The following is an 18,506-nucleotide window of genomic DNA, read 5'->3' as shown; positions in this document are numbered from 1 at the left end:
GGGAGAAATTTTTGCTATCATGGCCGCCAGCCTGACATCCACCCGAAACCCTACAATAAAACGCTTCCCGAGATACATGACAAAACTACCCGTTTACACGGCAGGATTCTACTGCGCTCTCGCCATTGGCGTGGTGGCTGTTCCGGCCTCGGGTCAAAACGGCGGCACCTCGGCTACCGACTTTTCCGCGGAAGTGAGTCTCGGCGTGGAGTATGACAGCAACGTCACGGTTGATGAACTGGATGCGTCCAGCAACCAGAGCGACTACTCCCTGATGGTGAACGCGGAATTGCAACTGGAGCACCAGTTCACCGACACCCTGGACATGACCCTCACCTACGACTTCAGCCAGGCAGACTACGAGGAATTCAATTTTGTCGACCGACAGACTCACCTGCTGGGACTGGATTTTGGCGCCAGGATTGGCGAGGTAAACAGCGGGCTGACTCTGTACTATATCAACGCCCGGCTGGACGGCAATGACTTCCTTGAGTACTACCGGGGCTCTCCCTATGTCTCGGGCTTCCTCTCAAAGCGCTGGTTCGCAAGGGGTGCCTACGTTTACTCGGACAAGACTATCGAACAGAATGAGTTCCGCAACGCTGAAAGTCACGCCGGAGAAGTGGATTTCTACTTTTTCCGCCGCGGGCTGCGCAGTTACTTTAACCTGGGTTACAAGTTCAAGGACGAAGATGCGGTAGCAGACCGCTACGACTACAGTGCGGACAATTTCAAACTGCGCTATATCCACCGCTTCGAGGTCTTCGGCGACGTATTGAAGACCGAACTTTCCTGGCGCTATGAACACCGGGACTACAGCGGCATTACCCCCAGTATCGGCGAAGAGCGTGAGGACCGGCGTCACCGCTGGAAGATCGACCTCGAATACCCGGTGATGGAAAAGGGCAGCATTAGCCTATATGGCGGTTACGGGGATTACGACTCCAACTTTCCCCGCTCAGACTACGACCAGCACGTGATTGGAACCCGCCTCTCCTACCGCTGGTGAGCGGGGCTCCGCGAAAGCCCCGGACCATCAGATTGCAGTGAGGCGCAATAGCCCGTAGCCGTAGATTTCGTCGCGCCCGGGCGGCCCCAGGTCCTCCGCAGACTGGTACAACTGGGTCATTACATCCGCCCCCGGCTGCTCGCTCAACAGCCTGGCCGCCGCAGTTGCGGCAAACGGCACCGCAAAGGAGGTGCCCGAGGACGCCGCATAGCCACCGCCTGCCCGGGCGTGCAGCAAACCGACGCCAGGTGCCGCGATATCCAGATAGCTACCGCGGTTTGCCAGCCTGAATATCTGGCGTCCCTCGTCCACCGCAGTCACCGCCACCACCGTGTCGTAGGCGGCCGGGTACATGGGCTGGGCGACAGGGCCGCCATTACCGGCCGCGGCCATGACCAGGACGTGCTGACTGGCGGCTCTCTTGAGTGCGGTTTCCAGCAGGCGATTGGGAGGGCCCGCCAGGCTGATATTCACCACGTCCACCTCGCTGGAAATCAACCAGTCGAGAGCCCGCAACAGGCTGACCGTAGACGCGATCTCACCACGCTCCTCATCCCGCTCGAACACGGCGGCAGCGTACAGGCGTGCGTTCGGCATTAAGCCCTGGTAGCCCTGGTCATTGGCGGCAATGATGGAGGCGATGGCGGTACCGTGAAAATCGGGCAGGACGGCATCGCTGGCGACAAATGAACGGCTCTCAATGCTGGCACTTGCCAGTGCCGGATGTGCCACGTCCACCCGGCTGTCGATCATGCCGATTCGAGGGGCACTCGTCGCGGTGCCAGTCTCGGGCAGACTGATAGCCTGACGGGGAGCAATACCGGTTTCGGTCGCCACCAGTTCGGTACCGGCAGTGTATATGTGGTTGAAATCGACATCGGCCCGGTCCTTGCCGACCACGTCCAGTACCCCGCGGCGAACCTCGGTGATGTCAAAGCTGGAGGGGCCTGCCACCTCTGCGAGGCGCATACCCAGGGCAGGCAGGTCGGTTACCGTGTCAAACAGGTAGCCTTTTTCAGCCAACTCCTCGAACACTTCCGGCTCGGCCATGACCAGCCACTGCTCCCGGGCAATTCTGTCCTCGTCCACCTCGAGGTCGCTTTCCAGGGTGTCGAGAATGTCGTCAATCTGGTTTTCGAAACGCTCCTCCACCGCATCAGCGACCTGGACTTCGGTGGACATTTCGACGGCCTGGGCAATACCCTCTTCCACCGAAGCTTCCACCTCGGTTTCCACCGTCTGCGCTATCCCCTCTTCCACCGACGTTTCAAGTTCGGCCTCCACCTGCTCTTCCAGATCACCCTCTACCGTGTCCTCGACATTCTGGGCAACTTCCTGCTGCACAGAGTCCTCTACCTGGTCCTGAACCGAGTCCTCAACGTTCTGGGCAACGGTCTCCTCGACCGCTTCCTCTACCGTTTCGTCGACATTTTCTTCCACGTCTTCGGTGACGGTTTCGGTAATCTGCTCCTCTACGGCCTCCTCGACCAGGTCCTCGACGGTCTCCTCGGCGACTTGCTCGGCGTCGTCCTCGAGGGCATCTTCCAGAGATTCCTCAAGTTCATCCTCGACCGATTCCTCGATCTCTTCCTCTACCTGCCGATCGCCGGGGCCAAGCAGCAACTCGTCCAACTGATCTTCGACTGCGTCTTCCACCGCATCCTGTACACTTTCATCGGCGACGTCGGCCACCGTATCATCGACCGTTTCTTCAATTTCGTCTTCGACGGCGTCCTCGACCTGCTCATCAAGGTCTGAGCCGACCAGCTCACCGGGTACCTGGGCGTAGGCAGCATTGCCGGCAAGCAGACAAAGCGACAGTACTGTTCCAGCACTGAGTGCGCGGAACAAACCCCGGATTATTGCTAAAGTTATCAATGGCTTGAAGAAAATCATGCTAGTATTCACCGTCACGACAACGCGTCGTCTAGTGTAATGATGACGTGCCGCGCAAGGAATAATTCCCCCTGATGGAATAAAATCGCGCGCCCAAACGTCTCATATTTTAACAGGATTTGTATGCCAGCGCTCAGCGATTCACAACGTGAGGCTCTGATGGCCGAACTGGGTGGATTGCGCCGGTTCTGCTACTCGCTGACCGGCAATGCCGCTGACGCTGACGACCTGCTGCAGACCACGGTTGAGAAACTGCTGCACAAGGGCATGCCGGAAGACGCGCACCCCGCCAAGTGGAGTTACCGGGTCTGCAAGAATGTATGGATCGACGAGTTGCGATCCAGGGATGTGAGGCAGCGCTATCCATCGCTTGCCGATGAGGAGGAACAGTCGCCTTCCACGGAAAAAATCGCTGACGGAGAACGGGAGATAGCAGCCGTGTCAGCCGCCCTGGAAAAGTTACCGGAGGAACAGCGCCTGGCGCTCAGCCTGGTAACGATTGAGGGCAAGACTTACGCCGAGGCGGCGGAGATTCTTGAAGTGCCGGTGGGCACCATCATGAGTCGCATCGCCCGGGCGAGAAAAAATTTACTTCAGCACTACAGCCCGCCGCGAGACGTGGACTGAAGCGAGACCGCACTATGAACGAACAGGATTATCAACTGCTCTCCCAGTACCTGGATGGCGAACTGAACGATATCGCCGCCCGCCAACTGGAGCAGCGCCTGCAGGCCGAACCGCAACTGCGGGCCAGCCTTGAAGAGATGGGCAAGCTGGATGACCGGGTAAAGCAGGCCTTCGCCGGCACCGACAAGGCGCCGCAGCGAATCGTCGCCATGCTCCGCCCCGCCTCCAATATTGTCAGTTTTCCCGCGCGCAGGCAGCGCCGCGCATGGCAGTACGCGGTGGCCGCGTCCCTGGTCGCCGCGGCAGGTGTCCTGCTGGCACCGCAGTGGCAGCAGAATGCCCCCGCCGGACCGACACTGGCAGGCATTCTGGAAACCACCCCTTCCATGGCTGCTGGCTGGAAGACGCTTGCCGACGGCAGCCAGGTCCGCCCTGTATTGAGTTTCCACTCCATGGATGGCAACTGGTGCCGCGAGTATCTGCTAAGCGTCTCAGGTGAAGCACAGCGCGGTGTCGCCTGTCGCGAGGCCGGCCAGTGGGATAACCGCGTGCTTGCCGCAGCAGAATTACCCGGCAGTGCCTCCGAGTTCCGCCCCGCCGGCGCCGGTGATGCCGACGCGGTTGCCGACTTCCTGGCGGAGCACGCAGAGGGAATTCCCCTCAGCGCAGCCGATGAAAAGGCACTGATTGACACTCACTGGGAATAGCAGGTCCACGGGCTACCCCTTTTTGGCCCGGTTGCCTCGGCAACCGGGCTTTTTTATGGGCGCCCTGCGGTTTCAGCCTGTAGCGAGGCCGCAGGCCTGCCTGGAAAAGCAATTAGGTAAGAGAACTAAGATACTGATTTAAAAGAGAAACAGGGCCTGCCACCCCATGTAGATGACAGGCCCTGAAGTTCAGTGCGGAGGGCTAGCGGTCCCCGCTCTGGGAGGCATGAGCTACCGACTCCGGTTACGTTTAACCCTGGAGCCTGTAGCGAAAAAAGGTGAGGTCTGCAGTGACGGCCTCGCATTCTGTACTGGCCTTAAGGCTCTTCGATGCGTACCCAAATGGCTCGCCACCCGCTACCTCAAGGTGGTGTTTCACTCCACTTTGACTAATTGACGGGTGAGGGCCGGAAGTTATTCCACCTATTTCGAAAATAATTGAATTTTTTTGCAGACGCCCGGTCTGGGGTCCAGCGCAGGCTGCAGTTGATGGGCGGGACGCTGGTGATCCTGGGGATTATCGCGATCGGGAAGGTGCTGGAGATGGGGAGCCAAGGTCGCCCGGCTCCCCTTGAAAAGGTTAAACTCGCCCCCCAGGAATCAGCTGCCGGCAGATTACCTGCAACCGATCCCGGGAGAAGGCGGGTCGCTTTCTAGTTGAACGTGTACTGTAACGTCACTCCGTAGGTTCTCGGCATCCCCATGTAGCGGACCACCGCATCCGGGGATTTGATAACGCTGTTGGCATAGACCTCGTCGGTGAGGTTACGCACCCAGAGCATGGCGCGCCAATTCTCGCCGACATCCGCAATTCCCAGGCGGGCATTGGCTACACTGTAGGAATCGACCAGGAAGTCGGAATTCAGCTTGCCAGACTTCGGCTCAAAGTCCTGTGGAATCTCATCGGAGTAGTTAACGTCAAACCCGATGATGCCGTTGAGCCTGTCACTGATAGACCACTCGTAGTTAACCAGTGCGTTGGCTTGCAGTTCAGCAGTGTAGGGAAATGGAGACCCGTCGAAGGTAAGAATCTCCCCGAACGCATTGGGCCCGGTGTACTCCTCGACTTCACTGTCTACATAGCTGGCGCCCAGGGCGATATACAATCCATCCAGCGGTTGCCATTGCATGTCCAACTCGGCGCCCTTGACCGTAGCCTCCGGCACATTCTCCAGCAGGCGCAGGACACCAAAGGTGGGATCCAGAATGCTTCCTAGCAACTGCTTGTCTTTATAGTCATAGTAATAGACGCTGGCATTCAGTTGCATACCACCATCCAGCAAGGTGGCTTTCATGCCGCCCTCGATGGCATCGAGTTGTTCCTGCACCACCGGTTCATACTGGCGGTCGACATTGGCGGGGAGATTTGGGAAAGCCCCTGATTTAAAACCGCGGCTGAGACTGCCGTACAGCATCACATCATTCGTCACGAACCAATCCAGCGCGAGCTTGTAAGACCAGGAGTCTTCCTCGAGCTTATCTTCCGCAGCGCCATGCCTGAGGGGGTTCCCGTCCGCATCAGTCAGGGTTGTGCCGCAGTCATTGGCATCGAAGCCGGGGGGTATATACAGATTGGCCGCCCCAAGCGCAGTGATATTGAAGAAGAAATTTTCCAGCGATCCGTCACCCGGGTCAGCGGAGCAGCCATAGAAGTCAATCTCGTCATCACTGTATCGCAGCCCCGTGGTCAGGCGCAGTGTATCGGTGAACTGCCACTCGCTGTGTACGTAGGCGCCGAGCGTCTGTGACTCCTGCTCTGTCGAGGTATTCACTCCACTGAAGCCCAGGAAGGGTGCGCCGCCCGCACCGTTGGTATTGGTCGATATCTGGTTCTGTTGTTTCACCAGTGAGTCGTTATCATCGCTACTGTAGTACAAACCGGCTACCCAGTTAACGTCACCCATTGATCCCAGCAGGCGTAATTCCTGTGAGAAAAAATCAATCGATGCGTCGTTATCGAAAATGCTCTCCGGCACCCAGGGGTATTCCTCTTCAGTTGCGATGGGAATCAATTGCCCGGTGGCAAGATCAAGATAGCTCAGAAAAGGCTCGGCCTCTGCAAAGGGAACACCGGTAAAACCGCTGCGATCAAACGATGAACCAGAGTCATCGAATGTGGAGTAACCGGTGAGCGACACCAGTTCGAGTGCATCGTTGATCACATAGTTCAATGCCAGGCTGACTGAGGTCCCCTCCATGTCATACGTGAAGTCCTGCTCCGCGATCCAGCTCGCATCCTCGGTGTCATCGTCCTTTCCACTGGGTTGCCACTTCTCGAACAGCGGCACGACCAGCGCGTTATTCGGGCTCTGGAACGCGGCGCTCACGAACTGGGGAGCCTGGGTGTCCGACTTATTTTCCCACCAGTTTACCTGCAACTGACCCGACAGTCTGTCGGTCATATCGGCAGTCAGGGTCAGTCGCAATGAGGTCGTATCCTTTTCGCCCAGTTCCTCGCCATTGGCCGGGTTTTCCTGCCATCCCTCGCCGGACTGAACGGTGCGTGCCGCCAACCGTGCAAGCACGGTATCGCCCAACGCGCCACTTACATAGGCCTCGGTTTCGAAGGTCTGGAAACTGCCATAGGAGGCGAGAATGCCCGCTTCGAACTCTTCACGGGGCTTGACGCCAATATAGTTGATGGCGCCACCGGTGGTGTTGCGTCCATAGAGCGTGCCCTGCGGCCCCTTGAGCACCTCTACACGCTCCAGGTCAAGCAGCGCGCCGTGGGTCATGATGGGATAAGGAATAGCAAATTCATCGACATACACACTGACGGTGGACGTGGCACTGTAGCTGCCGTCGTTATAGCCGACACCGCGCAGGGTATAGACTGGAACACCACTGCCGGAGTCTGTAAAGGTAAAGCCGGGGGTAAATTTAGCGATGTCAGCGGTATCGACCACTCCCAATTCTTTCATATCATCCCCGGTATAGGTGCTGATCGCCATACCGATGTCATTGGCAGTCTGCGCGCGTTTCTGCGCAGTCACCACGACTTCTTCCAATTGAACAGCAGACGCCGCCGCCGAGCCGATTGCAGCAATGGCTGCTACCGCAAAAGCCAGAGAGGTACGCGTGCCGGGGTGTTGTTGCCTGCGATTTATATAATTATTTTGCATATAAAGATCATCCTTCTATTACTGCTAATGTGTGTAATGACATACGCTCCCCGCAGACTAGCTGGGAAAAGGGATAGCGCTGCTCCGTGCAGTGTCCGCTCTCAGAGAAATAAGCGCTTGATGTGAGTGGACAGGCCATTCCATAGTGAGGCTGACGGTCCTCCCCGGACACATCGCGATCCCACAACTCAATGATCAACTGCCCTCTATTCTGAATCCCAGCTTCAATACGACCTGGAAGTGGCCGATATCGCCGTCGACCACGTGGCCTCGGCTCTCGACAACCTCGAACCATTCCAGATTGTCGACGGATTTTGCGGTCTGCCTGATCGCATTCCGGATGGCATCATCCGTGCTTTCTCTCGATGACCCGACAACTTCTATTTTCTTGTAGGTGTGATGGTCTGACATGCGCTCAACTCCCGGTTCTGTCGGTAACTCTTCAGGAGTGTAGCCTAACTGGCAGCGGGTGCGGCTTGCGCCGCCAGCCCGGGAATCGGGCGGTGACAATAGCGGCTACCCTTTCAACTCGACATCCACCGGGCAGTGGTCTGAGCCAAAGATGTCGTTGTGGATCCCTGCGTCCACCACCTGCGACTCCACCAACTCGCGGGAGCCGAGAAAATAGTCGATCCGCCAGCCGATGTTCTTGCCGCGTGCCCCCGCCCGGTAGCTCCACCAGCTGTACTTGACCGTATCGGGATGGAAGTGGCGGAAAGTATCCACGAAGCCGGCGGCGAGAATGTTGTCCATTCCGTCGATCTCCCGCTGCGTGTAGCCAGCGCTCCTGTTGTAGTTGGGTTTGGGCCGAGCGATGTCGATTTCCCGGTGGGCGACGTTGAAATCGCCGCACATCAGCAGCGGTTTTTTCTGCTGGAGTTGCCGGGCAAAGGACAGGAAATCCCGGTCCCACGCCTCGCGATAGGGCAGGCGAACCAGCTCATTGCCGGAATTGGGGGTGTAGACTGTGAGTAGATAGAAGTCCGGGTACTCGGCGGTGAGCACACGACCCTCCTGGTCGTGGTCGTCCATGCCGATACCCGCGTGGACCGACAGTGGCTCCTGCCGGCTCAGGATGGCGACCCCGGAGTAGCCCTTGCGAACCGCCGAGTTACTGTACACGTGGTAGCCCTCCACGCCCTCGAGGGCGGCGTGCACCTGGTCGTCCTGCGCCTTGGTCTCCTGCAGGCAGAGGATGTCTGCCTGCAGGGTGTGGAGGGATTCGGTGAAGTCTTTTTTCATGATGGCGCGCAGGCCGTTGACATTCCAGGAGGCGATTTTCATGAGGGTGGTGAAGTCCGGCAGTGAATAAGATGCAAAGTCTAGCGTAAACGGGGGCGCCTGCGGTGCTTGCTAGCGAACAAACCCGACCCGTCACTGACATCGATGCTGAAACAGCGGCCACTTTTTTATCCCTGAATTTCATTTCTCTCTGGAAACAGGGCTTGGCCAGAAAACCTGCTGGCGATGCAGTTGATCTCCCACCGCCAGTAGAACAATCGCACTCGCCGCTTTGAATGGATCGCGACTCAGCGGTTCAACAGGATCCAGGTCGATCTGGAACTTGCCAGTACTTCACCGGCGGCAGTGGCGATGGCGGTACCGGCGTAGAACTTCCTGCCCTCCTCGCCCAGGGGCCAGGAATACACGACCAGACGTTCTCCACCGGGAACATCGGCGTGAATATCACCGACCAGTTCGCCTAACACCGCAGGGCGGATGTACTCACCCATGGCAGCGAAGTAACCGGGGCAGTCCAGCGCGGACCAGACGATTTCAGGACGGACAGTGCCTGCAGTGTCCAAACAGTCTGCCGCGGGCTGCCATGGGCAGGCCAGGAGGTTCCAGTCGGATACCGGTCCCGGGAATAACTCGAGGCCATCATGATCGATTCTCTCCGGCCCGCAGACAAAACAGGTGGGGAAATTGTGATCCTCGTAACAGAGATAGCGGGCTGTGGCTTCCTCAGCCTGTTCCAACGAGGGAGCAGCCGGTATATCCAGGTCGACGGCGGCCGGCGCGCCACTGCCCACCAGCGTGTCGCCGTCATACATTTCGACACCACCGGCGGCCGTTTCCACGACCCGCAACGCAGTATTCAAGGGTGGGGGCACGTGTAACCTGACCCTGGCTGGACCACCCAGAAAGGCCGCAAGCACGCCGCAGGCGTAACCGCCATTACCTGAATTCGGTGGCCCGTTGTATTGACTGGCTATCGTGACTTCGGCGGACATGGTTTTGCTCCATTTTCAGTGGCGCTCAGCGCTAAAGATTATGATACGCAAATCAACATAGCCACTGGGCAGCAGAAGCTCAAGAAACTACGTGATACCTGGTTTCAGCGTCCTCTCCCCATCATTGTCAGTGCTGGATTAACCCGGACCCTAACAGGCGCCGCTGCTTGCTGCCTACAGGGCTATGGCCTGTGTCTTGTTGGACCCTCACCCGCTGGCTGGAGCCCATCGTTGCCATGTGGCGGTTCAGTAAGAGCAATGGCATCGCGGAGGGCTTCCATAACACGGTGGAAATGATCTGCAGGAGGGCCTATGGTTTTAGAAACTTTGAGAACTATCGGTTGAGGGTGCTGACCCACTGCGGGTGGGACGGCATTATCAGTCGGGTACGGATGAATGCCCATCCCCGTTAATTGGGTAGAGCCGCTCTCGCTCATCCCGAACGGACTTAATATGGACTTAAACTTCTGAACAAACAAAAACAGCCAGCAGACTGAAGGCCTAACTGACTGTTTTTGATGGTTTTTTTGGTCGGGACGGCAGGATTTGAACCTACGACCACCACACCCCCAGTGTGGTGCGCTACCAGACTGCGCTACGCCCCGATAATCGCTTTGTTTGCGAGGGCGGCATTATACTGAAAACCGCCCTGCTTACAAACACTATTTGGCCGGCGACAGGGTTTTGAGCAGCTCTTCGAGTTCTTCGATGGTTTCCCGGATAACAGCCTTGATACTGTCGCCCGCGGAGCCGTTGTCCTCGTCGGTCATGCGCTGTCTGGCGCCACCGATGGTGTAGCCCTGATCGTACAGCAGGCTGCGGATCTGGCGGATGGTCAGCACATCATCACGCTGGTAATAGCGGCGGTTGCCGCGACGCTTGACCGGCTTCAACTGGGGAAACTCCTGCTCCCAGTAGCGCAGCACGTGCGGCTTCACAGCGCACAGTTCACTGACCTCACCTATGGTGAAGTAACGCTTCCCCGGGATCGCGGGCAATTCATTGTTGTTGCTCGGTTCCAGCATATTCCTCTACTCGGGCTTTCAGCTTCTGCCCAGGCCGGAAAGTCACCACTCTGCGGGCAGAGATGGGGATTTCCTCACCGGTTTTGGGGTTTCGACCGGGGCGCTGGCTCTTGTCGCGCAGGTCAAAGTTGCCGAATCCCGACAACTTCACCTGTTCGTTATTTTCGAGGCACGAACGTATCTCCTCGAAGAAGAGCTCAACAATCTCCTTGGCTTCCCGTTTGTTGAGCCCAAGCTCCTCAAACAGGCGTTCTGCCATCTCAGATTTTGTCAGCGCGGTCATCGTCCCGTACCTAGTTCCTAAGCTCGGCTTTATAGTTTTTTTCCAGCGAATCAATGACTTGATTAACCGCCAGATTCACATCTTCATCGCTAAGAGTGCGCGAAGAATCCCGGAATGTCAAACCTAGAGCCAGACTTTTTCTTTTAGGATCAATGCCTTTGCCCTCATAGACATCAAACAGGGTTAAGTCTGTGAGGTAAGTCCCTGCCGAGGAACGAACATTTTCCATCAGTTCCCGGGCGGGGACAGTCTTGTCCACCAGCACCGCCAGATCCCGTCGCACCTCGGGGAACCTGGAGAGCTCGCTGAAGGCTGGTAACCTGGCCTGCAGCAGGGCCGACAGGGTAATCTCGCAGACGTAGGCCGGAGCGTTCAAGCCAAGCTCGCGGCAGACTGAGGGGTGCAGCGCGCCAAGGTAGCCAACGGTTTCCTCGTCGCGCAACACCAGCGCGGTCTGCCCGGGGTGCAGGGCGTCCCGGCTGGCCGCCTCGAAATGGAAGCTGTCAGCGGCCCGGGTCAGGCACAGCAGGCTTTCCACGTCGCCCTTGAGGTCGAAAAAATCCACCGGCTCGGCATTGCCGGTCCAGCCCTCCTCAAAGCGATCGCCGGTGACCACCATGGCCAGGGTCGGCACCTGCTTGAGGCAGTCGTCACCGGGCAGGAACCGCAGGCCGCTTTCGAACAGACGCACCCGGGGCTGCTGGCGATTGGTGTTGCGCAGCACGGCGGACACCAGGCCCGGCAGCAGGCTGGTGCGCATGACCGCCATATCGGCAGAGATGGGATTGCTCAGGGCCACCGGGTCCAGGCCCGGGTCGAAGACTTTCTGCAGGGCCGGCTCGACGAAGCTGTAGGTGATCGCCTCGCGGTAACCGCGGGCAGCCAGGTGATTACGAATACCGGAGAGGGCCAGGGTCTGTTCCGGTTTAGCCGGGATCACCAGGTCGGCGTGAATATGGCTGACCGGCAAACGATTGTAGCCGTACACCCGGGCCAGTTCCTCGAGCAGGTCCGCCTCAATGGCGATATCGAAACGCCAGCTGGGTACGGTGCACTTCCAACCGTCCCCGGTGCGGGTCACGCCCAGGCCCAGCCCGCTGAGGATACGCTCCACTTCCGCGGGGTCCATCTCAAAACCCAGCAGCTTCCGGATACGCGCCTCGCGCAGGCTGACGTCGGGCCGCGAGGGCAGGTAGTCGGCGGCCACCGTCTCCTGCAGGGGGCCGGCCTGTCCACCGACAATGCCGAGCAGCAGCGCGGTGGCGCGCTCCATGGCGGTCACCTGCAGCTGGAAGTCCACGCCCCGTTCAAACCGGTGGGAGGCATCCGTGTGCAGGCCATAGGAGCGGGCCTTGCCCGCCATCAGGTCGGGGGTGAAGAATGCCACCTCCAGGAACAGGTCGACGGTGCTGTCACTGACCGCGGTCTGCTGGCCACCCATAATACCCGCCATGGCAACGGCCTTCTCGTGATCGGCGATCACCAGGGTGTCGTCGTTGAGTTCCAGGGTCTGGCCATCGAGCAGCTCCAGGGACTCGCCCTGCTCCGCCAGGCGCACCCTGATACCGCCCTCCAGTTTGGCAAAATCGAAGGCGTGCATGGGCTGGCCCAGCTCCATCATCACGTAGTTGGTCACGTCGACCACCGCATCGATGGAGCGCAGGCCCACCCGGCGCAGCTTTTCCTGCAGCCACAGTGGGCTGGGGCGGGACACATCAATGCCGCGAATGACCCGACCGACAAAGCGGGGACATCGCTCCGGCGCCTGCAGTTCCACCGGCAAGCTGTCGTCGATGGCGGGTGCAACCGGCTGTATAGCGGGCGCGTTAACGGGCAGGTTATTGAGCAGGCCCACTTCCCTGGCGATTCCCGCCAGGCCCAGGCAGTCGGCCCGGTTGGGGGTAAGGCCGATCTCGATGGCATTGTCGTCAAGGCGCAGGTAGTCGCGCAGGTCGTCCCCGGCAGGCGCATCGGTCGGCAGTTCCATCAAACCGTCGCTGTCATCGGTCAGGCCCAGTTCTTCACCGGCACACAGCATTCCGAATGACTCGACACCGCGCAGCCTGGCCTTCTTGATCTTGAAGTTGCCGGGCAGTTCACCACCCACGGTCGCCAGGGGGGCTTTCAGCCCGGCCCGGGCGTTGGGTGCACCGCAGACGATCTGCACAGTCTCGCTGCCGGTATTGACCTGGCAGACCCGCAGCTTGTCGGCGTCCGGGTGTTGCTCGGCAGACACAATTTCCGCCACCACAACCCCGCTGAATTCACCGGCTACCGGGTCGATAGCGTCTACTTCCAGGCCGGCCATGGTGATCTGGTGGGCCAGGTCTTCACTGCTGAGTTCAGGGCTGACCCATTCACGCAGCCACTGTTCACTGATAATCACTTTCTACTTACTCCGCAATACGGTGGCTTAAAACTGCTCGAGGAAACGCAGGTCGTTGTCAAAAAACAGGCGCAGGTCGTTGACGCCATAGCGCAGCATGGCGAGACGCTCTACTCCCATGCCGAAGGCAAAGCCGGAGTATTTCTCGGTGTCGATATTGGAGTACTCGAACACTTTCGGGTGGACCATGCCGCAGCCCATAACCTCCAGCCAGCCGGTCTGGCTGCACACGCGGCAGCCGCTGCCGCCGCAGTTCACGCACTGGATATCCACTTCTGCCGAGGGCTCGGTAAAGGGGAAATAGGAGGGCCGGAAGCGCACTTCCAGCTCTTTTTCAAAGAATACCCGCAGGAACTCCTCGATCACGCCCTTGAGGTCGGCGAAGCTGGAGTGCTCGTCAATCAGCAGGCCCTCCACCTGGTGAAACATGGGCGTGTGGGTCAGGTCCGAGTCGCAGCGGTAAACGCGCCCGGGGCAGATAACCTTCAGTGGCGGCTGCTGGTTTTCCATCACCCGCACCTGTACCGGCGAGGTATGGGTGCGCAGCACCGTGTGCTCGTCCACGTAGAAGGTATCGTGCATGGCCCGCGCCGGGTGATGCGCAGGGATATTGAGGGCCTCGAAATTGTGGTAGTCGTCCTCGATTTCAGGGCCCTCGACCACCTCAAAACCAATCGCGGAGAAGAAGTCCTCCATGCGCTCCATGGTGCGGGTTACCGGATGGATACCGCCGGTGGACTGGCCGCGTCCCGGGAGGCTGACATCAATCGTCTCTGCCGCCAGTTGTGCTTCCACCGCCGCTGATTCCAGGGCAGACTTGCGCTGGCCGATCAGGTTCTGCAATTCCTGTTTGACCACGTTGATCTGCGCACCGGCAGCCGGCCGCTCCTCGGCAGAGAGCTTGCCCAGCCCCTTGAGCAGGGCCGTGATCTGGCCCTTCTTGCCCAGGTAGTCGACGCGCAACTGCTCCAGCGCAGCGCCATCTGCAGCGGCTTCTATGGCTGCTTTGGCTTCATTGGCCAAGGCTTCGAGGTTTTCCATTCTTTGTCCCATTTTGTACCGTCATTCCGGCCCACGCCGGAATCCACTCAGGTGCAGGCTCATCACCGCCCTGCCCCTGGATCCCGGCTTTCGCCGGGATGACGAAGCTATGTCTACGGGAACGTTAACATTCCCAACTGCGTCCGTTGTGCGCCGTCATTCCGGCCCACGCCGGAATCCACTCAGGTGCAGGCTCATCACCGCCCTGCCCCTGGATCCCGGCTTTCGCCGGGATGACGGAGCTATGTCTACGGGAACGTTAACATTCCCAACCGCGTCCGCTCCGGCGTCCTGCCTCCCGCGGACGTACCGTACGTCCTGTACATAAAAAAAGGGAAAGAGCAGAGCCCTTTCCCTTATGGTTTTAAAGTGTAGCCAGCGACTGCGCGGCAAGATTCACCGCGCGGGGGTGGGCTTAGGCCAGAGCGGCCTTCGCTTGCTCCACAATCGCTGCAAAAGCCGGCTTGTCATGAACCGCCAGGTCCGCCAGTACACGGCGATCCAGGGCGATGTCAGCCTTCTTCAGGCCGTTGATCAGGCGGCTGTAGCTCAGGCCATTGGCGCGAGACTGGGCGTTGATGCGGGTGATCCACAGCGAGCGGAACTGACGCTTGCGCTGACGGCGGTCACGGTAGGCATACTGGCCAGCCTTGGTTACGGCCTGCTTGGCAACACGGAAAATACGGCTGCGAGCTCCGTAGTATCCCTTGGCTTGCTTCAAAATCTTCTTGTGACGGCGATGGGCCACCACACCACGTTTTACGCGAGGCATAAGTCTTCTCCTTTCCTATCTAACCGTTACTTGGCACGCAGCATGCGATCAATCAGAACAACGTCGTTCTTGTCGATCATGCTGGTTCCACGCAGCTGACGCTTACGCTTGGTAGTCATCTTGGTCAGGATGTGACTCTTGTTCGCGCTTTTACGCTTGTAACCGCCGGCGGTCTTCTTGAACCGCTTGGCAGCACCACTGTGAACTTTTGCTTTTGACATAATCAAATACTCCGCATTTGAGTAATAAAAATTAAAGAAACTGAGGCGTCACAATGCCGTCAGTTCTTCTTCTTGGGTGCGATAACCATTGTGAGTTGTCGGCCTTCCATTTTCGGGAATTGCTCGACACCACCCAACTCGGCCAGATCGGCTTCTACTCGCTTGAGTAGCTCCATGCCGATTTCCTGGTGAGCCATTTCACGACCGCGAAACCGCAGCGTGACCTTGGCCTTATCGCCATTTTCAAGGAAACGGGTCAGGTTGCGTAGTTTTACCTGATAATCTCCTTCCTCCGTCCCTGGACGAAACTTCATCTCCTTGATTTGAGTCCGCTTGGCCTTTTTCTTCTGGGCCGCTTTCTGTTTCTTCGCCTCAAAGATGTGTTTCCCGTAGTCCATCACCTTGCAGACTGCGGGATCTGAATCAGCTATCAATACAAGATCCATGCTGGCGGCTTCCGCCGCCGCCTTGGCTTCACTCAGGGAGACGATGCCCACCTGCTCACCATCGGCTCCAACCAGGCGGACCGGGTCCGACGTGATCTGGTCATTTGTCAGCGCCTTCTTGGCGGCGCCTTTTGTGTCTCTCTTAATGCTGACTCTCCATTATTCCATTGCAATACGACCGCGACGCGCTACATCGTCCGAGAGGAGCGTTACAAACGCATCGAGATCCATGGATCCCAGGTCCTCACCACGACGGGCGCGCACGGCCACTGACTGTGATTCTACTTCTTTGTCCCCTACCACAAGCAGGTATGGAACCTTCTGAATCGTGTGCTCGCGGATTTTAAAGCCGATCTTCTCGTTTCTCAAGTCCGAAATCACCCGAAAGCCCTTGTTTTTTAAGGAATCTTCCACAGATTTGGTATATTCGGCCTGTTTATCGGTGATATTGAGCACGACGGCCTGGGTTGGCGACAGCCAGGTGGGAAATACGCCTTCGTAATGTTCGATCAAAATCCCGATAAATCGCTCGAAAGACCCGAGGATAGCGCGGTGCAGCATGACCGGTACCTGGCGGGAGCCGTCCTCCGCCACGTACTGGGCGTCCAGCCGCCCGGGCATGGAGAAATCCACCTGGATGGTGCCCAGCTGCCAGACCCGGCCAATGCAGTCCTTCAGTGAGAACTCGATCTTGGGGCCGTAGAAGGCCCCCTCCCCCGGCAGCTCTTCCCAGGGCAGGTTTTGCGCATCCAGCGCGTCGGCGAGGGCTTTTTCCGCCCGGTCCCAGTCCGCATCGGACCCGACCCGCTTTTCCGGTCGGGTAGACAGCCGATAAATGACGTCGCTGAAGCCGAAGTCCTCGTAGACACCGTGCAAAAAGTCGATAAAGGAAGACACCTCCGGCTGGATCTGCTCCTCGGTACAGAAAATGTGGGCGTCGTCCTGGACAAAGCCCCTGACCCGCATGATGCCGTGCAGGGAACCTGAGGGCTCGTTGCGGTGGCAGGAACCAAACTCCGCCAGGCGCAGCGGCAGGTCCCGATAGGACTTCAGGCCCTGGTTGAACACCTGCACGTGACAGGGACAGTTCATTGGCTTGACCGCGAACTCCCGTTCCTCGGCCCTGAGCATGAACATGTCATCGCCAAACTTGTCGGCGTGGCCGGACTTTTCCCACAGGGAGAGATCCACCAGCTGGGGTGTCTTGATCTCCCGGTAACCGTGGCGCTGCTGGGCTGCGCGCATGTACTGCTCGATCGTCTGGTAAATGCTCCAGCCCGCCGGGTGCCAGAACACCATCCCCGGAGCTTCCTCCTGGGTATGGAACAGATCCAGCTTCTTGCCGATCTTGCGGTGGTCGCGCTTCTCCGCTTCCTCGATACGGTGCAGGTACTGCTTGAGCTGCTTCTTGTTGGCCCAGGCGGTGCCGTAAACCCGCTGCAGCATTTCGTTGTTGGAGTCGCCGCGCCAGTAGGCACCGGCCACTTTGGTCAGCTTGAAGGCTTTCAACTTGCCGGTGCTGGGCACGTGGGGACCGCGGCAGAGATCCATCCAGGCACCCTGCTGGTAGATGGAAATTTCCTCACCCTCCGGCAATTCCTCGATGATCTGCACCTTGTAGCGCTCGCCCATATTGCGGAAGATCTCGATCGCTTTCTCGCGGCTGCAAACGATGCGCTCAACCGGCAGGTCCTGGCTGGCGATCTCCTCCATCCGCTGCTCGATCTTCTCCAGGTCTTCCGGGGTGAAATTGTGGCCAGTGGCAAAATCGTAGTAAAAGCCGTCCTCGATCACCGGGCCGATGGTGACCTGGATGCCCGGAAACAGTTGCTGGGTCGCCTGGGCCAGCAGGTGGGCGGTGGAGTGGCGGATGACCTCAATGCCGGCCTCGTCGCGCTCGGTGATAATGGCGAGGGCGGCGTCCTCTTCGATCAGGTAAGAGGTATCCACTTCACGACCATCGACCACGCCGGCCAGGGCGGCCTTGGCCAGCCCGGGACCAATGTCGGCGGCCACGTCGTGAACGGAAACAGGTTTGTCAAATGAGCGCTGACTGCCGTCAGGCAGGGTAATCACAGGCATGAGCTTTCCTTGTGTCAGTGGTGACCCGTACCAGAGGTCACATGCTATTTCCCAACCGGTTGATTTCAGGCAACTTTTCACATTATCGCGGTAACGATTCCGCGTTGCAGTGACCAGTTGCGTGACCGATCGGCGTACTCTTCGGCGCAGTGAGGCCGGAGACGCATTCTAATGGAGCTGGAAGGGCATGAAAACCCCCGCCGGCCAATCGGTCCGCAACGCTCTGCGCCGCCAGGCCGGGTGCGGGGGCGTCAGGTCCGCTGGCAGGGAAAGGCGCGCTGCAGGGCGTCTACCATCACCAGGGAAAACGGAATCTGGATGCCCAGTTCAGCGAACTCGGCGTACTCGGCCCGGCGGGCCTTGAGTTCCTTCTCGAACAGCCCCAGCGCCAGTTCATCCGTCATCGGCTGGTCGTCGGGAATACACCAGCTGCGTTTATCCTCGGGCACATCCCTGGACGCCATGAACAGCCCGTCGAGCAGGCCATCGAGGTACATGCGTACCTGCAACTGCAGCGCCTGGTTATCCTTGCCGTGCTTTTTCTGCATTTTCTGGTAATCATCCACCGTCAGTGCACCCTGCGCCCCGCTGGCCAGCACCAGCAGTACCAGCGCTATCAGTTGTTTCACCCGAAATACCCCCCTGTTGCTTGCTG

17 protein-coding genes, 1 tRNA gene and 1 pseudogene are annotated in these 18,506 nt (G+C 58.7%); 4 read left to right on the top strand and 15 right to left on the bottom strand.

Annotation, left to right across the window (positions count from 1 at the left end):
• Window positions 1-76: 76 nt before the first annotated feature.
• A complete protein-coding gene (locus E2F43_RS08455) occupies window positions 77-1,009 on the top strand; it encodes a hypothetical protein (RefSeq protein ID WP_238946812.1) in 933 nt (310 codons plus the stop codon).
• Between the two features lie 27 nt (window positions 1,010-1,036).
• On the opposite strand, the gene E2F43_RS08450 is transcribed toward E2F43_RS08455, so the two are convergent.
• Window positions 1,037-2,860, bottom strand: a complete 1,824-nt coding sequence (locus E2F43_RS08450) for a S8 family serine peptidase (RefSeq protein ID WP_238946811.1) — start codon at window positions 2,858-2,860, stop codon at window positions 1,037-1,039.
• A 168-nt stretch (window positions 2,861-3,028) separates the two neighbouring features.
• On the opposite strand from E2F43_RS08450, the gene E2F43_RS08445 reads away from it, so the two are divergent.
• Together E2F43_RS08445 and E2F43_RS08440 are read left to right on the top strand one after the other, a co-directional pair.
• Window positions 3,029-3,532: an RNA polymerase sigma factor gene (locus E2F43_RS08445; protein WP_133211639.1), complete on the top strand. Its 504-nt coding sequence runs from the start codon at window positions 3,029-3,031 to the stop codon at window positions 3,530-3,532.
• A 14-nt stretch (window positions 3,533-3,546) separates the two neighbouring features.
• Window positions 3,547-4,239: an anti-sigma factor family protein gene (locus E2F43_RS08440; RefSeq protein WP_133211637.1), complete on the top strand. Its 693-nt coding sequence runs from the start codon at window positions 3,547-3,549 to the stop codon at window positions 4,237-4,239.
• A 653-nt stretch (window positions 4,240-4,892) separates the two neighbouring features.
• On the opposite strand, the gene E2F43_RS08435 is transcribed toward E2F43_RS08440, so the two are convergent.
• The 4 genes from E2F43_RS08435 to E2F43_RS08420 all read right to left on the bottom strand — a co-directional run bounded on the left by E2F43_RS08435 (window position 4,893) and on the right by E2F43_RS08420 (window position 9,595).
• A complete protein-coding gene (locus E2F43_RS08435; RefSeq protein WP_133211635.1) occupies window positions 4,893-7,361 on the bottom strand; it encodes a TonB-dependent receptor in 2,469 nt (822 codons plus the stop codon).
• 195 nt (window positions 7,362-7,556) lie between these two features.
• The gene (locus tag E2F43_RS08430) at window positions 7,557-7,772 is read right to left on the bottom strand and encodes a dodecin (protein ID WP_133211633.1); all 216 of its coding nucleotides are present in this window, start codon (window positions 7,770-7,772) and stop codon (window positions 7,557-7,559) included.
• Window positions 7,773-7,877: 105 nt separating this feature from the next.
• Window positions 7,878-8,645 carry an exodeoxyribonuclease III gene (locus tag E2F43_RS08425; protein ID WP_133211631.1) on the bottom strand — a complete coding sequence of 256 codons (768 nt, stop codon included), beginning with the start codon at window positions 8,643-8,645 and terminating at the stop codon, window positions 7,878-7,880.
• 245 nt (window positions 8,646-8,890) lie between these two features.
• Window positions 8,891-9,595, bottom strand: a complete 705-nt coding sequence (locus tag E2F43_RS08420; RefSeq protein WP_133211629.1) for a hypothetical protein — start codon at window positions 9,593-9,595, stop codon at window positions 8,891-8,893.
• Window positions 9,596-9,798: 203 nt separating this feature from the next.
• Here E2F43_RS08420 and E2F43_RS08415 point away from each other — a divergent pair.
• Window positions 9,799-10,008: pseudogene (locus E2F43_RS08415) on the top strand (transposase); the annotation flags it as partial.
• Between the two features lie 115 nt (window positions 10,009-10,123).
• On the opposite strand, the gene E2F43_RS08410 reads toward E2F43_RS08415, so the two are convergent.
• The 10 genes from E2F43_RS08410 to E2F43_RS08365 all read right to left on the bottom strand — a co-directional run bounded on the left by E2F43_RS08410 (window position 10,124) and on the right by E2F43_RS08365 (window position 18,480).
• Window positions 10,124-10,200: transfer RNA gene (locus E2F43_RS08410), tRNA-Pro, on the bottom strand.
• Between the two features lie 57 nt (window positions 10,201-10,257).
• Window positions 10,258-10,620, bottom strand: coding sequence for a MerR family transcriptional regulator (locus E2F43_RS08405; RefSeq protein WP_133211627.1), 363 nt, complete (start codon window positions 10,618-10,620; stop codon window positions 10,258-10,260).
• Entirely contained in the window at window positions 10,595-10,903 is a 309-nt protein-coding gene (gene ihfA / locus E2F43_RS08400; RefSeq protein ID WP_133211625.1) for an integration host factor subunit alpha, read from the bottom strand. Before ihfA ends, E2F43_RS08405 begins: the two co-directional genes overlap by 26 nt.
• Window positions 10,904-10,913: 10 nt before the next feature.
• Complete coding sequence (pheT, locus tag E2F43_RS08395) at window positions 10,914-13,289, bottom strand: phenylalanine--tRNA ligase subunit beta (protein ID WP_133211623.1); 2,376 nt, start codon at window positions 13,287-13,289, stop codon at window positions 10,914-10,916.
• 27 nt (window positions 13,290-13,316) lie between these two features.
• Complete coding sequence (gene pheS, locus E2F43_RS08390) at window positions 13,317-14,330, bottom strand: phenylalanine--tRNA ligase subunit alpha (protein WP_133211621.1); 1,014 nt, start codon at window positions 14,328-14,330, stop codon at window positions 13,317-13,319.
• A 415-nt stretch (window positions 14,331-14,745) separates the two neighbouring features.
• The gene (gene rplT / locus E2F43_RS08385) at window positions 14,746-15,102 is read right to left on the bottom strand and encodes a 50S ribosomal protein L20 (RefSeq protein WP_133211619.1); all 357 of its coding nucleotides are present in this window, start codon (window positions 15,100-15,102) and stop codon (window positions 14,746-14,748) included.
• Window positions 15,103-15,128: 26 nt separating this feature from the next.
• A complete protein-coding gene (gene rpmI, locus E2F43_RS08380) occupies window positions 15,129-15,323 on the bottom strand; it encodes a 50S ribosomal protein L35 (RefSeq protein WP_117953489.1) in 195 nt (64 codons plus the stop codon).
• A 59-nt stretch (window positions 15,324-15,382) separates the two neighbouring features.
• On the bottom strand, window positions 15,383-15,880 hold the full coding sequence (infC, locus tag E2F43_RS08375) for a translation initiation factor IF-3 (protein WP_133211617.1): 498 nt from the start codon (window positions 15,878-15,880) through the stop codon (window positions 15,383-15,385).
• Window positions 15,881-15,928: 48 nt separating this feature from the next.
• Window positions 15,929-17,851 (bottom strand): threonine--tRNA ligase, encoded by a 1,923-nt coding sequence (gene thrS, locus E2F43_RS08370; protein WP_133211615.1) that lies wholly within the window; start codon window positions 17,849-17,851, stop codon window positions 15,929-15,931.
• A gap of 251 nt (window positions 17,852-18,102) precedes the next feature.
• Window positions 18,103-18,480 (bottom strand): Rap1a family protein, encoded by a 378-nt coding sequence (locus E2F43_RS08365; protein ID WP_133211613.1) that lies wholly within the window; start codon window positions 18,478-18,480, stop codon window positions 18,103-18,105.
• Window positions 18,481-18,506 lie beyond the last annotated feature (26 nt).

Source organism: Seongchinamella unica, assembly GCF_004354085.1.
Taxonomy (GTDB): domain Bacteria; phylum Pseudomonadota; class Gammaproteobacteria; order Pseudomonadales; family Halieaceae; genus Halioglobus; species Halioglobus unicus.
This window is presented reverse-complemented; position numbering and strand designations above follow the sequence as displayed.

Excerpts from the sequence above, each read along its gene's own strand:
- rplT (WP_133211619.1), bottom strand. The coding sequence starts at position 15,102 with ATGCCTCGCGTAAAACGTGGTGTGGTGGCCCATCGCCGTCACAAGAAG.
- rpmI (WP_117953489.1), bottom strand. The coding sequence starts at position 15,323 with ATGTCAAAAGCAAAAGTTCACAGTGGTGCTGCCAAGCGGTTCAAGAAG.
- E2F43_RS08445 (WP_133211639.1), top strand. The coding sequence starts at position 3,029 with ATGCCAGCGCTCAGCGATTCACAACGTGAGGCTCTGATGGCCGAACTG.
- E2F43_RS08430 (WP_133211633.1), bottom strand. The coding sequence starts at position 7,772 with ATGTCAGACCATCACACCTACAAGAAAATAGAAGTTGTCGGGTCATCG.
- E2F43_RS08420 (WP_133211629.1), bottom strand. The coding sequence starts at position 9,595 with ATGTCCGCCGAAGTCACGATAGCCAGTCAATACAACGGGCCACCGAAT.
- pheS (WP_133211621.1), bottom strand. The coding sequence starts at position 14,330 with ATGGAAAACCTCGAAGCCTTGGCCAATGAAGCCAAAGCAGCCATAGAA.
- E2F43_RS08405 (WP_133211627.1), bottom strand. The coding sequence starts at position 10,620 with ATGCTGGAACCGAGCAACAACAATGAATTGCCCGCGATCCCGGGGAAG.
- thrS (WP_133211615.1), bottom strand. The coding sequence starts at position 17,851 with ATGCCTGTGATTACCCTGCCTGACGGCAGTCAGCGCTCATTTGACAAA.
- E2F43_RS08425 (WP_133211631.1), bottom strand. The coding sequence starts at position 8,645 with ATGAAAATCGCCTCCTGGAATGTCAACGGCCTGCGCGCCATCATGAAA.
- E2F43_RS08435 (WP_133211635.1), bottom strand. The coding sequence starts at position 7,361 with ATGCAAAATAATTATATAAATCGCAGGCAACAACACCCCGGCACGCGT.
- E2F43_RS08455 (WP_238946812.1), top strand. The coding sequence starts at position 77 with ATGACAAAACTACCCGTTTACACGGCAGGATTCTACTGCGCTCTCGCC.
- E2F43_RS08440 (WP_133211637.1), top strand. The coding sequence starts at position 3,547 with ATGAACGAACAGGATTATCAACTGCTCTCCCAGTACCTGGATGGCGAA.
- ihfA (WP_133211625.1), bottom strand. The coding sequence starts at position 10,903 with ATGACCGCGCTGACAAAATCTGAGATGGCAGAACGCCTGTTTGAGGAG.